Source organism: Bacillus sp. SRL543, assembly GCF_984799205.1.
In genome coordinates this window covers 1,386,905-1,401,711 of record NZ_OZ481794.1, presented here as the reverse complement: position 1 = coordinate 1,401,711, position 14,807 = coordinate 1,386,905, and the positions used below count along the sequence as shown (strand labels likewise).

The following is a 14,807-nucleotide window of genomic DNA, read 5'->3' as shown; positions in this document are numbered from 1 at the left end:
CTTTGTTTTAGATAGTGTAGGTATCATTGAATGCAGCCAGGGAGACTCGGCCGCTGTATTCCCTGGCCGACTCCTCAGCCAGCTGTGAAAGCTCGCCATAATGCGGGAGATGGGTCAGGACAAGCTGCTCGGCGCCCGCTTTCTCAGCAAGCCTCCCGGCATCATAGCTGTTCATGTGCCCTGCATTCTTCCCATTCTGATTTCCGTAAAAATTGCACTCGCTGACAAGCAGGGAAGCACCTGATGCAAAAATAGCCAGCTCTTCTTTATACGATGTATCGGCTGTATAGACCATTGCTTTGCCTTCTGCCTCAAACCGCATCGCATAGCAAGGCGCCGGGTGGTCCGTTTTTAAAAAGGTGATCGTAAAGGGTCCGAGGGCCAATCCGGTGTCCGGCTTGTACTCTTTTCCCTCTGTAATATTTTTATAGCTGAGCTTTGAAAACTCCTGGGGGTTTTCCCTGTGCGCATAAATCGGCAGGGTATCCATCTTTTTACCGAGAAAGCCCTGAATCAGGCGGGCATGCTGCAGAACTCCTATGTCTGCAATGTGGTCAGGATGGTAATGAGAGATGATGACCGCATCAAGCTCCTCCGGCTGGATGAGCTGCTGCATTTTTGATAATACTCCGCTGCCGCAGTCCACAAGCAGACGGAAGCCATTATGTTCGAGAAGATAGCCGGCACTGGCTTCATTTGCCTTCGGATATCCTCCCCACGGTCCTATGACAGTCAGTTTCATGCAAAGTCCTCCTTTTTTCGAATCCCTATTATCACTATAATCGATTATGCCTATTTTTTCATTTTTTTAAAATTGTATTGATACAGATGTTGACTAATAAATACTGTTATAATACAATGTAAATACAGAAACACAAACACATAACCCGGGAGGCTGACAGAATGCTAGAAAATATCGTGGAATTTTTCAGGAATTTGCCAGCAAAACAATGTTCGGAGTGCGGCAGCTCCATTGATGAGCAGCACGAATGCTATGGGACCAAATGTGATAAGTGCTTGACTTGAGCTGACTGGAATACTATAAAATTATGAAAAAGACCCGGCCGCTGGCCGGGTCTTTCTCTGTCTCTATTATTCTGCGATTGCTGCGTACTTTCTTTTATGCATGATAGTGAAATAAGTGATCGTGCCAGCAATGAATACGAGCATAAAGCCAAGGAGGATGCCTGCATTATGCCACATGAAGGCAAAGTCGCCGCTCGATGCCACAGCCTTCAGGCCTGCCACTGAATAGGTCATCGGCAGCAGGGCATTGAAGTGCTGCAGGAAGCCCGGAATCAGTTCAAGCGGGAAGGTGCCTGCACTGGTTGTCAGCTGCAGGATGAGTATAAGAATGGCAACAAATCTTCCCGGATCTCCAAGCGCTGTGACAAAGAATTGGATCAGCGCCATGAAGGTCAGGCTTGTAATAATATTAAACAGAAGGAATAATGGGATGCTCTGCACTTCAAGCCCCAGTCCCGAAATCAGGATCCATGAAGCGATAAGCGCCTGGATGATGCCTGCTGCTGCAAGGACGCCGAATTTGGCGGCAAACCAGCTCAGGCCGTTTCCAGGGACCGATGCCGGCTCCCTGAGCGGGAACACGATGGACAGAAGCAGCGCTCCGACAAACAAGCCCAATGAAAGGAAGTATGGCGTAAAGCCAGTTCCATAGTTAGGCACTTCATTGATTTTTTCATTTTTCACCTGGACAGGTTCGGCAATCATGCTGTAGGTTTTGTCATCCGCACTTACAGATGAAGCTTCCTCAGCTCCGTCCTTCAGTTTGCCTGCAAGCTCAGCTGAGCCTTCGGACAATGCTGAATTCCCTTCTGCCACTTTGCCGGCTCCTTCAGACAGCTTTCCTGCACCGTCTTTCAGGGCGCCCGAGCCATCAGCCAGCTTGCCGAGACCGCCGGAAAGCTCTGTGCTTCCTGCTGCCAGCTGTGCTGATCCGGCTTTTGCTGAAGCAAATTGCTGTCCGTATTCATTCATGCCGGCGATAAACTGCTGCTGGCCATCCTGAATCTTGGCTGTACCTTGTGCAAGTGAAGAGCTTCCTGCTGCAAGAGAATCAATTCCCTGCTGCAATTGCTTTTGCCCTTCCGATAGGCTGCCGATTTTGTCTGACAGCTGCTGTGCTCCGCCGGAAATTTGGCCGGCAGACTCTGCAAGCTGTGATGTACCTGCTGCAAGCTGGCCCAAGGCAGCTTGCAGCTCTTGTCTTTCAGGAGAATCCTCCGGCATCTGCTGCAGGACTGCTCCAAGCTTTTGCTGAAGCTGGGACATCCCCCCGCTGACCTTAGCAGCTTCTGTCTGCCATTGATCAAGTGAACCCGAAAGTGAGGCAGCACCGCCCTGAAGCAGTTCTCCTCCCTGGACAAGGGCAGGAACTTTTTCCTGGACCTGCTGGATTCCATCATTCAGCTTTGCAGCTCCAGCAGCGGCTTCCTGATTACCCGCCTGAAGCTCACTGGCCGCAGATTCCAATTTCTGATGACCGGCTTGAAGCTTTCCAAGACCGGAGTCCAGGTCCTTCGCTCCTGCAGCCAGATCTGCAGATCCTTTGTTCACCTGGCTGACACCAGTATCAAATTCAACAGACTTGCCGGCCAGTTCACCGAGCTTATCCTTAAGCTCCTGTGAACCTGACTTAAGCTCCCGGGCTCCTTCGTCAAGCTTTCCTGCCCCATCGCTCGCCTGGACCAAACCGTCTGTCATGTCGCCGATTTTATCAAACATAGTTTCAGCGTAAGTTTCAGTAATTTTTTCAGAAAGAGAAGCCTTGATCTTTTCAATGGCTGTACCGCCGATCTGTGAAGAAAGGAAGTTATAGCTTTCATTTGGAACATATATCAAATTCAGCTTTTTCGGATCTTCATCCAAAAGAGTTGTCGCATTTTCTGAAAAGTCCTCAGGAACCTCTACAAGAATGTAGTACTTCTCCTTCTCCAGATCTTTATAGCCTTCCTCTTTGCCAACAAACTTAAAATTAAAATCAGCACTTTCTTTTAAATTGGATATCAGTTCATCCCCGAGCTGCAGTTCTTTCCCCTCAAACTCTGCCCCTTTGTCTTCATTGACTACTGCGACTGGCAGATCGGAAAGATGATCATAAGGATCCCAGAATGCCCATAGGAACATCCCGCTGTATAGCACGGGGATAAACAGGACAGCTATAATCGGAATCAGCAGTTTTCTGTTTTTGAAAATAGCTGAAAACTCATTCCTGAATAGTCTATTTTTCATTTTTATTTCCTCCTGTATGATTGACTGTTTTGTTCAAATGGTCAATTTTGTCCATAAAACAAGGATTATCCCTTTAAATCAGATAGATAATCCTTTAAACAGGTATTGTTCGAACAGCTTGGCAATTTCCTCTTTCTCTAAAGGCTTATGCTGCTTTTCCCAGTCAAAGATCAGGGCGATATACAGCTTGAACATGATAAAGGCAGTAAGCTCTGGATCGCAATCTGCTATCTCGCCTTTTTTCACAGCTTCAGCAACTTTTTCTTTAATATAAGAAAGAATTGAGTTTTCAAGCCTGTCCATTACCTCCATCACTGCAGGTGTCCCCATTTCCTTTTCTTCCTGGAAAAGCTTAATGGTCAGCTGATGCTTTAGCCTGAACTCAAGGATCCCATATAAGGCGCGATGGACATTCTCATGGAAAGATAAAGAAGAGTCCAGAGATTCATCCGCTGCAATTTTCATTTCCTTGATGAGCGTTGTGATGATTTCATCGAATAATTCCTCTTTATTCTTAAAAAACGTGTAGATCGTCCCTTTGCCGACATTCGCAATCTTGGCCACCTGATCCATGGTGGTCGCTTTATAGCCGAACAGAGAGAACGATTTATTGGCAGCTTCAATGATTAATTGCTTCCGGTCTACAGCCATCTATACACCTCGATTCACGAAAAATGACTAAATGAACATTTCGGTCAATTTGAACAAGATTAATAATAGCACATGGATGCATCTCTTGCAATGCTTCCTGGAGAATATTTATGGATCACATTGCCCTTTTGCAGGATAGTATCAGAAATTAAAAGAAGGAGCCCCGCCCAATAAGGCAGGTCTCCCTTTATCTGGCTATTCTGCAAGCTTCCTGAGAACGGCTGATGCCATCGCATCAATGAATTCAGGCTGTGAATTCGGCATTTCAGGACGATAATAGCTTGCGCCGATTTCCTCTGTCACCACTTTGCATTCATAGTCATTGTCATATAAAACTTCAAGGTGGTCTGCCACAAATCCGACTGGAGTATAGACGAATGCTTTATAGCCTTTTTCATTATACAAGTCGCGCGTCAGGTCCTGGACATCCGGCCCAAGCCATGGCTCAGGAGTATTCCCGGCACTCTGCCAGCCAACCTCATAATTTTCTACCCCCGCCTGTTCAGCGATCAGATCCGCAGTTTCCTGCAGCTGGTTAGGGTAAGGGTCTCCCGACTGGAGGATTTTCTCCGGCAGGCTGTGGGCCGATACGATCAGCACTGCATGGTCTTTCTCATCTGCAGGCATGGATGCGAAGGCTTCTTTCACTTTTTCTGCCCAATAGCCAATGAATTTCGGTTCCTGATACCAGCTTTCTACAGAAGTGATAGTCAGGCCGCCAAGCCTTTCTGCTTCTTCTTTTGCACGGCCATTATATGATTTCACACTGAACGTTGAAAAATGGGGAGCCAGCACGATGCTTGCAGCTTCCGTGATTCCATCTTCTTTCATGCTCTTCACTGCATCTTCGACAAAAGGTTCAATATGCTTCAAGCCAAGATACATCTTGAATTCAATTTCATCCTGGATGCTGTTAAGATGCTGCTCAAGCTTTTCACCCTGCTCCTGTGTAATCCTGGCAAGCGGGGAAATCCCGCCGATTGCTTCATAGCGGCTCCGCAGATCTTCAAGCATCTCATCTGAGGGCTTTCTTCCATGGCGTATATGAGTATAATAGCGCTCAATGTCTTCTTCTTTATATGGCGTTCCGTAGGCCATGACAAGCAGGCCCATTTTCTTTTTCGGCATTATATTTACACCTCTTTTTAATCATGTATCTAGTCACTTATTGTGCCAAAAACCCGGCTGAATACAAAATCTAATGCTCAGGAATTACTCAGCCAGCTTGAAAGCCGAGTAATCGTGGATAAAGCCAGTCAGTTTTTTCAATGTATCAGGGTTGACAGACGGGAAGACGCCGTGGCCAAGATTGAAAATATAGCCTGGCTGCTGCATGCCCTGGTCAAGGATTTCCCTGGCTCTTTCTTCAATTACTTCCCATGGTGCAAGCAAAATGGCAGGGTCAAGATTGCCCATGACTGTTTTCCTGATGCCCATCTCCCTTGCCTCGCTGATTGGAAGCCTCCAATCCAGTCCGACTACGTCCAATGGAAGGTCATGCCATTCCATGGCCAGGTGGCTTGCGCCCACGCCAAACATGATCAAAGGCACATTTTCTTCTTTAAGAGCTGTAAAGATCCGTTCCATAACCGGCTTGATGAAGCAGCGGTAATCGGCCACATTCAGTGCGCCTACCCATGAATCGAAAAGCTGGATAGCCTTTGCACCAGCCTTGATCTGTGCTTTTACATAAACAATGATGGTATCAGCAAGCTTGTCCATCAGCGCGAACCATGCTTTTGGCTCAGAATACATGAAAGCTTTTGTTTTATTGTAGTTCTTCGACGGCCCGCCTTCGATCATATAGCTGGCGATTGTGAATGGCGCGCCGGAGAAGCCGATCAAAGGAACTGTCAGCTGTTCTTCTGTTAAGAGCTTGATTGTGTCAAGGACATAAGGGATATCCTGTTCTGGATGAAGTTCCCCCAGCTTCTCAACATCTGAAAGCGAGCGGACCGGATTGGAAATGACCGGACCGATGCCTGTTTTGATATCTACGTCCACTCCGATGGCCGGAAGAGGCGTCATGATGTCTTTATAGAGGATCGCTGCATCCACTCCGTAGTTTTCAACCGGCAGCCTTGTTACATAAGCACATAGTTCAGGCTGATGCGTTATTTCGAATAAGGAGTATTTCTCTTTGATGGCGCGGTATTCGGGCTGTGATCTGCCAGCCTGCCGCATGTACCATACAGGGACGCGGTCTGTTTTTTCCCCGCGCGCCGCTTTTAAAAATGTTTCATCTATCTGTTTTGCCATAAAAATGTATCCACCTTTCAGTACTTCTTTGTTTGTTCATTGTAATATATCTTTCTGGAAATTAGAAATTCCGGTATGTATGAAGGCATATTGCCCCTTCCACTATAGCGGTTTCAGGATAGGTTGTATAGATTGCCTGGGGAAATGTCGAAAATTTGCCTTAAAAAGAGATAAAGCAAAGGCATGGTGCTTTATAAAAATCAAACCTATTTTTAAATGGGGTGTTGATTTCCGTTCCAGGCACTTCGCTTTCCGCGGGGCGGAGTTGAGCCTCCCTCATGAAAACGACCGTTTTCTTATAATTGCTTTGTTTTACTCCCATTTCATCTCTTGACTATAAAGAAGGGGGACGGCGTAGATGAACATTTTCATCCAAATTTTTAAGAATTTGGAAGTGGACTTTGCGTCTCAATAGACCGGATATATCAATTACCAGTTATAGGAAGTAAATTGATAATCGCACCTTTGGATCTCCACTTACGACATGGTGGTGGACCCTCCCATTTCTCTCGGCGTCTATGCGCGCAAATTCCTTCGTTCGACCTAGCCATGTGTGGATGCCGGATATGCTCCTCGGGTGGGTCTATGCCCTAATGCTCGGAATGGTGACCGGCTTATCCGTGCTTCTTCTGTCTTGATTTAGAAACAGTATAAACAAACAATACAAGAAACGGAATTTGATTTAAACAGCTACCTGTACATCAGAGAAATGTGGGATATCATGAATCATGCGTTCTTCACTGAAAGAACACTCCCGTGTTCCAATCACAAACAGGATTTTGATCAGCTTACGGCCTAAGGCAATGTAGGACTGTTTCCCCGTTAGAGGGTTTTTAGCCCTGTTTTTGTAGTGATAATGGAGGGCTTTGAACCCTTTATTGTGACAGGCCAGCGGGCGGGCGACTTGATACAGAATGGCACGCAGTCTCCGCCTTCCGCGTTTGGTAATGGTTGTCTGCCCCTTGTGCTTGCCGGATTGGTTCATCTTCAGGTTGAGTCCCGCTAATTTAATAATTTGGCGTGGATCTCGGTAATTTGAGAGGTCGCCAACCTCGGCAAAGAAGCCAACGACGGTCATAGACCCGATGCCTCTGATGTCCATCATCCTCTCCGCCCCTGGAACCTGCCGCACCAGCTCCTCCAATTCTACTTTAAGGTCTTGGAGGCGTTCTGATAACCAATGATACTGATCCACAAGATATAGAATCTCCTTGCGGGCCATCCGGAGACCAGTGGTCATTCCAACGCTTGAGGCGGCCGCCTGCTTAAGGCGGGATATCTTCGACATTGGAGTATTCTGGGCCACCGGCTTTACTTCTTTAAGAAGTTCTTCTTCTGTCTTTTGCTGAATATCTTCGGGCAGATAACCGCACTTCAAGAATTGTAGCGCTGCTTTGCCGTTCCATTCTTTAAAGACTGTTAAGAATTCAGGGAAATACCGATCCAGCACATTATGCATTTGTGCTTTAATCGAAGACAGGTCCTCTTGAATCATGTCAAACAGTTTGATTCCTTCACGAAGCTCTGCATATAACCCCTCAGGTAAGATAGGTTCATGATAACGGCCCGCACGTATGACCTGGGCGATTACTTTGGCGTCCTTCGTGTCATTTTTGGTGGGGGAATCATCATCCAGCTCTTTCGATTTTTTGACCTTCATCGGGTTTACAACGACGGTTTTTTCCCCTTTAGCTTTAAGAAAATAGGCTAAATTCAACCAATAATGGCCTGTGGGCTCCATGCCTATCATCAAGTTTGGACGACCTGTTTCCTGGCTTAGTTGCCTTGCCCACTGAAGTAAAAGGTTGAATCCTTCTAACGAGTTAGGGAAAACTAGCCGTTTGGATAAATCGATACCGCGGTCATCAATGGCCCGGGCCACATGATTGTACTTGGCGATATCGATTCCAATGATCAGTGTGTGTTCAGTAATTTGCCTAAGTCGTTCATTTTGTGTAATATCCATAGTAGAAGTCTCCCTTCGGTACTTAATTCGAGGTCATGCATGACACTCTCTATCGTACCAGGGGGACTTTTTTTATGCACATCGCAGAAATCCCGAAAAGTAACCCAATTACTTTATTACAGGAATGCTCCTCGGAGCAAGCTCCTGTGGGGTCTCAACTCTTCCGCTATCTCCCGCAGGAGTCTTCGTGCCCTCCACTCCAATCAACAGGTTTCTAAACTCGAATGGCAATGAATACCAACAATCTAATTTGTATATAAAAACAGTAAAGGCACGGAATCTTTACATTCCGTACCCCCTTTGGTCTGAAAAATACTGCCTGCCTTCATGTAAGCCGGCTTTTATCTCGGCAGTGTAAATTCAGCTGTTCTTCCTTTGAATGCTTTTGTTCCGTCTTGGTTATAGAAAGGGCCGAATTCCAGGTTGAACTTTTTAAATATCTCGAATTCGTCTTTCCTGAATAAAAAGACATGGAGCTTCTCGCCCTGCGCTCCTGCTTCAATTGTCTGCGGATCGCGCGGTTCGACCATGCCCTGTGCCAGAATCCTTGCACGGTCATCATCCACAGAAAGGATGGAGCCGATATTCCAGATGCTGAGGGGCTCTGAAGATTGATTGTCAATCTTGAATTTAACTGTCAGGGCTGCGATGCCATTGTCGCCAAAATTCTCAAAGCGGGGCTTGTTGGCCTCTGTGGGCGTGATTTCTGTGTATTGGACCCCTTCAAGTGTTACATTTACATCACCGATTTTTTGTGCTTCACCAATTCCTTCTTTTTCAAAGATCATCTTTTTATCTGCCATATTATCGGTCGTCAGCCGATCCTGATAGAAGGAAGGCCCGCTTGCCAGTGCACTCTTCTGGTCATCGCTGTATACAAAGTCAAAGACGGCATTTCCCTGGATGGAACCCTTGAACTGGTCATTGTCTGCAGCTCCGCCTTCAATGATGTACTTCGGCTTTACAGTCGAAAGCTTATCGAATTCGGCATTTGTAAGGGTGAATGAAATAAGTCCTGTTACCTTCTCCCCGGCTGCAAATTTCCCTGTTTCTGTTTCTTTTTTCGATTTAACCTTGTCTTCATCAAGGATAAAGGTCGGATCTGATGGATACCAGTCCAGCTCATGCGATGTCTGGATCCGGTGCATATTATTGTAATACATTGCTTTATCTGTGCCATTGTCCACTGTAACCTTTGCCGTGATCACATACCCGTCGATCTCATCATTGAACGGGATGGTGACATCCTCGTGCATATCTGTCACTTTGACGATCTGATATTCATCCACAGAGACTTTGAAGCCTTTCATATCGTGGACAAAGCCAGGATCAGTGTTCGTATAGATGACTTCAGCATCGCCCTCTGATTCGTCGGCAATATTCGGGTTAAGCAGCTCGCCTTCTGCACTTGTTCCTTCAGCCGTTTCTTCAGCTTCTTCCGACTCATCAGTTTCTTCCTCTGCGGCGGCATGATCTGTTTCTTCAGCTTCAACCTTCTTCTCCGGCTCTTTATCGCTTGAAGCTTTCTCGTCATTCCCGCATGCCGATAATAAAAGCATAAGCGCCAGGAGTGCTGTCCATAAAACATTTTTCTTCACGTTTTTACACAACCTTTTTTGGATTATTTTCCCTCCGCCATTATAAATCACGAAATGATAGATTTCCCTGTTTAATAGACGAAAAGGAAAAATCACGGAAATACTACCATCAATAAGCAGGCAAAGATAGGAGGAAGCACACAGACCCAGCAGCCTCCGAATAGGAAAATACCCCTAAAAATCCCCTGTTAAACCAAAATCTAGAAATATACTTTCGTCCGACAGCTAAGAGCTCCGATTGGGAATCGGCATGCGGAAAAGCTATAATGGAGGAGAGCGCTAACATACAAAGAGAATCATGAGGTGATATGGATGAAGATTTATATGACGAACGGCACTTTTGATTTTTTAAGAACAGTTCAAAATAAGAACAGCGCAGAAAAAATGGTGCTGATGCAGGATGCGGACAATGCACTGCTCCTCCACGAAACCGAGGGGAAAACTTTATTTAACGAACCACGGAGCTATGAAGTGCTGGATTCAACAGGTATACTCGAAGGCCGCGGTTTTATTGTCATGAACAATATCCCGGTAACAGAAGAAGGCAGGCCCTTATTCGAATACCGATTTAAAAACAGGGCTGGAGCTGTCGAAAACGAGCCTGGCTTCATAAGCATCCGGGTACTTCGTCCGCTTTCCAGCGATACGTATGTCATTCTCACCCAATGGGAGACCGAAAAGGATTTCAAAAATTGGCAGGATTCCAAAGCCTATGAAAAAGCCCACGAAAAACGGGGAACAGATCAAGGCATCGATGTCCAGCGTCCAAATATCTTTGCACGCCCATCCTTTGTAACAACTTATTATATTCCTGAAGCAGATTGATCATTTATATCAGAAAAGGCCGGAAGATGCGGAAGCCCGCATCTTCCGGCCTTTTCTTCTCACTATGCAACCTTCAGGCTTTCGGGCCTTCTTTAATAAGGCCGTTGCGGTTGGCATATACAGCCGCCTGAGTTCGGTCGGAAACAGACAGCTTGCTGAGTATATTGCTGACATGTGTTTTCACTGTTTTTATCCCAATGAAGAGCTGATTGCTTATTTCCTGGTTGGTCATACCTTCGCCGATGCACAGAAGGACCTCAAGCTCTCTTTCCGTCAGTTCTTCGTGGGGCTTTTTCTCCCGGCTGCGAAGGCGGCCCATCATTTTTGTGGCGACCTTCGGCTCTATCACCGGCTCTCCCCTTGCAGCCTTCAGGATACAGTCAAGCACTTCATCCGCCGTTGCCGTTTTCAGCATATAGCTGAATGCACCGGCTTCTATTGCAGGAAAGACCTGTTCATCATCATAAAAACTCGTAATGATGATGATTTTACACTCAGGATAGCTTTTCAAAATTTCTCTCGTCGCCTCAATGCCGCTTCCGTTTTCCATCAAAAGATCCATAAGGACCACATCAGGTCTTTCCTTCAGCACAAGGGCAGCCCCCTCATGCCCGCTGGAAGCTTCCCCCACTACTTCTATTTCCGGTTCAGTCAAAAGATATGAGATGATTCCCTTTCTTACCATTTCGTGGTCATCCACGACTGCTATCCTGATCACTTTATTCCCTCCCTTTCAGCGGGATCCGGATTTCAATATAAGTTCCTTCTCCCTGTTTCGACCGGATATTGAAAATCCCGCCTATTTCCTCGCACCTCTCCCGCATCGTTTTCAATCCGTAAGAAGCAACCCTTTCAATATGAGGGTCAAAACCCTTTCCGTCATCCCCGATAAATAAATATGTATAATCTTCCTTTTCTGTAAGTGTCAGCTTTATTTTTGATGCATCCGCATGCCTGAGAATATTGGAAAGTGCCTCCTGGACAACCCTGAACAAATGCTCTTCTGCCGCTTTGGAAAGCTCGATTTCATCAATGCTGGCCTGAAAATCGATGGTGGTTTTCCCCCTCAATTCATGGATCAGCTTGATAATCCCGTCACACAGGGTGTCATCGCTCAGCTGGATCGGCCTTAAATGGAGCAGAAGAGCCCTCATTTCCCCCTGCGCTTTGGCGGCGATACCGGAAATTTCCTCGAGCTGTTTCTTCGCTTTCTCAGAATCCCTGTCAAAGACCTTCAATGCAGCAGATGACATCATGCTAAGAGCAAACAGCTGCTGGCTTACAACGTCATGCAGATCCCTTGCAAGGCGCTGCCTTTCCTCCATTACTGCTGCTGCATGAGCCGACTGGGCCAGGGATGAGCGCTCATCAGCAAGCCTCTGGACCGAGTGGACCTGCTCCTGGATATAGTCAGCCAATCCATCAAGCTCCTCTGCAATTAGCCCTATCTCATCTTTTTCGTAAGAGGCAATCCTTACCGCCAGCTTACCCGAGCGGAGATTGGACACGGCCACCAGGATGTCGCCCAGCCTCCCCTTAATCAGGTAGCTCCCTTTAATCCCGAAATAGCCTCCGGCAGCCAGCAGGATTAGGAGGCAATAGACAAACAGCCAAAACGAGATTGAGATAGTGAGGACAGGTTCATCGGCAAGGAATAAATAAACCTGCATGCCGACAAAGAAGATGAGAGAGCTGATCAGCGCCATCATAATAAAGCTCTGGATAAACCAATACCTGATTCCGAACATTTTTTTCATCAGCAGTGTCTCCTATACATGATCGATTCGAATGGAGCCGACTTTCAGCTGGATCGTTATATTCAATTTCCTTGCCGCATCATCGTACCCCGGGGATTTATAGTAAAGCTTGCGGTTCAGGTCTTCTGATTTCATATCGAAGATGCGGATATCCCCGATACTGATATGGGAGTGGACCATGATCGGGACATCCTCGGGGATGATCATCTTGACATCGCCGACCCATCCCTTGACTGAAATCGGCGTTTCCTTCTCCGGGATATACGCCTTGCTGAAGTCTATAAAATAATCACCGACAGTGTTATACAGATTCATCGGCTCTACAGACCAATTTGCGTTTTTGAAGCTCACGTCACCTATTGAAAACCCTCTGATGTTCGGCAGCGGGGCATGATGCGATCCCTTTTCTATCCTTATGATCTTATCCCCGCCCGGATCCTTTTCATCCAGCTTCTCCATCCCCTCGTATTCTTTAGAGGGAAACTCTGTTTCAACGTGCACTTTAATATGTTCTGTTTTTATTAGAAGCGAGAATCCAAGATATACGATGGCAAGCGGCCAAAGCTTCCAAACATCCCAAAAAGAAAATTGGAGCAAGCCGAGCCTGTCAGAAGCCAGCAGCCCGGAGAAAATGATCAGGAATCCGGCAAAAGCTTTGCCCCCTTTTTTACTAACCAAAGCTGAAAACAGCAGGATTAGGCTGTAGCCCAGAATCACGAAAGGATATCCAGTGACAAAAAGCTCCTTTATTTCCAAGGAAATGACACCTATATTGACAAGAAGCAGCAGGACTCCTGCAGCCAGAAGGCATAATGCAAACAAAATTTGATTGACTGATCGATAGCGCATTTGGCTTCCCTTCTTTCTCACTCTATAAATATTCGCTGCAGAAAATGCTTTTCCCTGCATTCCCTATTTTATCAGGCTTCCTTCTTTCGTTAACTGCCTCTGGAAGGCTTTTCCCTCCGCCTTGAGACGGAGGGCAGCGATCATGCACATCGCCCATCCTTATACATAATCTATAGTACGCTTGAAGGCTATGGCCCAGGCACACTATAGGAGGGATATAAAATGGCGGTTGACCTGACAGTCCTGCATGCTATCTATGTTTTTTTCATTGTTCTTATCATCGGTTTTATGATAGCCAAACGGGATACGGCGCTTGTGTGCATAGCCGGCATCTTCCTGATTGCCATCACAAGCACCGGCTCCTTGAGCACATCTGTCAGCAGTGTGTTTAACAGTTTCATATATGCGATTACCGAGCTTCTTTCTACCATTCTCGTCATCTCCATCATCGTGGCCATGAGCAGAATCCTTGCTGCTTCGGGTGTAAGCGAAATGATGATAGCACCCTTCTCGAAAATGATCAAAAGTCCGGCGGGCGCCTATTGGACGATCGGCATTGTCATGATGGTGATTTCATGGTTCTTTTGGCCATCACCTGCCGTCGCCCTTCTTGGAGCCGTCCTGCTTCCGGCAGCTTTGAAGGCAGGGCTTCCTGCCCTGGGGGCAGCTATGGCCATGAACCTCTTCGGCCATGGGATTGCCCTGTCAGGAGACTTCATCATCCAGGCAGCACCTAAATTGACGGCAGACGCGGCCGGACTTCCTGCAGGCGAAGTAATAGCAGCCAGCATCCCGCTGGTGGCGGTGATGGGGATTGTCACAGTTGTCACTGCCTTCATCTTTTTAAGAAGAGATATGAAAAAGGGCACGCTATTGCCGGCTGCTCCTTTGGAACAAAAGGCTGAACAAGGCGAAAGCGGGCTTCTCTCAAGGGGCCAAAAAAGATTCTTTGCCCTCCTCATCCCTGTTTTATTTGCTCTGGATGTAGCAGCCATGTTTATGCTTGACCTGCAGGGCGGTGATGCAACAGCCCTTGTAGGAGGAACATCGATCTTCATCCTGCTGGTCATCACTATGGCCAGCCACAAAAATAAAGGGCTGGAAAAAACGACCTCCTATTTGATTGAGGGTTTCCAATTTGGCTTCAAGGTCTTCGGACCGGTCATCCCCATCGCAGCTTTCTTTTACCTTGGCGATTCCGGCTTCACAAGCATAATCGGGGATTATTTGCCCTCAGAATCACAGGGTATTGTCAATGACCTTGGAATTGCGCTGGCAGGAGCTGTGCCCTTAAGCAAAGAAATTGCGGCTGTGACGCTCACTGTCACCGGGGCCATCACCGGGCTTGATGGATCCGGCTTTTCCGGGATTTCCCTGGCAGGCTCTGTCGCCGGCCTTTTTGCTTCAGCAATCGGCGCCGGTGCAGCAACATTGACCGCCCTCGGGCAGGTTGCCGCCATCTGGGTTGGCGGCGGGACACTCGTGCCCTGGGCGCTCATCCCCGCAGCTGCCATCTGCAATGTGGATCCTTTTGAACTTGCAAGGAGGAATCTCGTTCCTGTCCTCATCGGCCTGGCAGCCACTACAATTGTTGCCATGTTCCTCATCTAAAGGGCCGCCCGGAAAAAGAGCACAAATAAAGAGGCAGCT

At 47.1% G+C, this 14,807-nt stretch carries 13 protein-coding genes; 3 read left to right on the top strand and 10 right to left on the bottom strand.

Annotated elements, in window-relative coordinates:
* Positions 1 to 7 precede the first annotated feature (7 nt).
* Entirely contained in the window at positions 8 to 742 is a 735-nt protein-coding gene (locus AC4E8B_RS07205; RefSeq protein WP_490217904.1) for an MBL fold metallo-hydrolase, read from the bottom strand.
* 161 nt (positions 743 to 903) lie between these two features.
* Between AC4E8B_RS07205 and yhfH the strand changes: the two genes are divergently transcribed.
* Positions 904 to 1,026 (top strand): protein YhfH, encoded by a 123-nt coding sequence (gene yhfH, locus AC4E8B_RS07200; protein ID WP_490217903.1) that lies wholly within the window; start codon positions 904 to 906, stop codon positions 1,024 to 1,026.
* A gap of 66 nt (positions 1,027 to 1,092) precedes the next feature.
* On the opposite strand, the gene AC4E8B_RS07195 is transcribed toward yhfH, so the two are convergent.
* From AC4E8B_RS07195 to AC4E8B_RS07170, 6 genes are all read right to left on the bottom strand, one after another.
* Positions 1,093 to 3,252, bottom strand: a complete 2,160-nt coding sequence (locus AC4E8B_RS07195) for a YhgE/Pip family protein (RefSeq protein WP_490217902.1) — start codon at positions 3,250 to 3,252, stop codon at positions 1,093 to 1,095.
* A 78-nt stretch (positions 3,253 to 3,330) separates the two neighbouring features.
* Entirely contained in the window at positions 3,331 to 3,903 is a 573-nt protein-coding gene (locus tag AC4E8B_RS07190) for a TetR/AcrR family transcriptional regulator (RefSeq protein ID WP_490217901.1), read from the bottom strand.
* Between the two features lie 195 nt (positions 3,904 to 4,098).
* Positions 4,099 to 5,031: a ferrochelatase gene (hemH, locus tag AC4E8B_RS07185; RefSeq protein ID WP_490217900.1), complete on the bottom strand. Its 933-nt coding sequence runs from the start codon at positions 5,029 to 5,031 to the stop codon at positions 4,099 to 4,101.
* 84 nt (positions 5,032 to 5,115) lie between these two features.
* Positions 5,116 to 6,162: a uroporphyrinogen decarboxylase gene (hemE, locus tag AC4E8B_RS07180; RefSeq protein WP_490217899.1), complete on the bottom strand. Its 1,047-nt coding sequence runs from the start codon at positions 6,160 to 6,162 to the stop codon at positions 5,116 to 5,118.
* 682 nt (positions 6,163 to 6,844) lie between these two features.
* The gene (locus tag AC4E8B_RS07175) at positions 6,845 to 8,128 is read right to left on the bottom strand and encodes an IS110 family RNA-guided transposase (protein WP_490215983.1); all 1,284 of its coding nucleotides are present in this window, start codon (positions 8,126 to 8,128) and stop codon (positions 6,845 to 6,847) included.
* Positions 8,129 to 8,469: 341 nt separating this feature from the next.
* Positions 8,470 to 9,726 (bottom strand): DUF5068 domain-containing protein, encoded by a 1,257-nt coding sequence (locus tag AC4E8B_RS07170; protein ID WP_490217898.1) that lies wholly within the window; start codon positions 9,724 to 9,726, stop codon positions 8,470 to 8,472.
* Between the two features lie 312 nt (positions 9,727 to 10,038).
* Between AC4E8B_RS07170 and AC4E8B_RS07165 the strand changes: the two genes are divergently transcribed.
* Positions 10,039 to 10,551 (top strand): antibiotic biosynthesis monooxygenase family protein, encoded by a 513-nt coding sequence (locus AC4E8B_RS07165; protein WP_490217897.1) that lies wholly within the window; start codon positions 10,039 to 10,041, stop codon positions 10,549 to 10,551.
* Between the two features lie 73 nt (positions 10,552 to 10,624).
* Here the strand turns inward: AC4E8B_RS07165 and AC4E8B_RS07160 are convergent, their stop codons facing one another.
* The 3 genes from AC4E8B_RS07160 to liaF are packed head-to-tail and all read right to left on the bottom strand — an operon-like array spanning position 10,625 to position 13,157.
* Positions 10,625 to 11,269, bottom strand: a complete 645-nt coding sequence (locus tag AC4E8B_RS07160; RefSeq protein ID WP_490217896.1) for a response regulator — start codon at positions 11,267 to 11,269, stop codon at positions 10,625 to 10,627.
* Position 11,270: 1 nt separating this feature from the next.
* Positions 11,271 to 12,308: a HAMP domain-containing sensor histidine kinase gene (locus AC4E8B_RS07155; protein ID WP_490217895.1), complete on the bottom strand. Its 1,038-nt coding sequence runs from the start codon at positions 12,306 to 12,308 to the stop codon at positions 11,271 to 11,273.
* Between the two features lie 12 nt (positions 12,309 to 12,320).
* A complete protein-coding gene (gene liaF, locus AC4E8B_RS07150) occupies positions 12,321 to 13,157 on the bottom strand; it encodes a cell wall-active antibiotics response protein LiaF (protein WP_490217894.1) in 837 nt (278 codons plus the stop codon).
* A gap of 222 nt (positions 13,158 to 13,379) precedes the next feature.
* Here liaF and AC4E8B_RS07145 point away from each other — a divergent pair, with 222 nt between their 5' ends.
* Positions 13,380 to 14,768, top strand: coding sequence for a hypothetical protein (locus AC4E8B_RS07145; protein WP_490217893.1), 1,389 nt, complete (start codon positions 13,380 to 13,382; stop codon positions 14,766 to 14,768).
* The last annotated feature ends 39 nt before the right edge of the window (positions 14,769 to 14,807 follow it).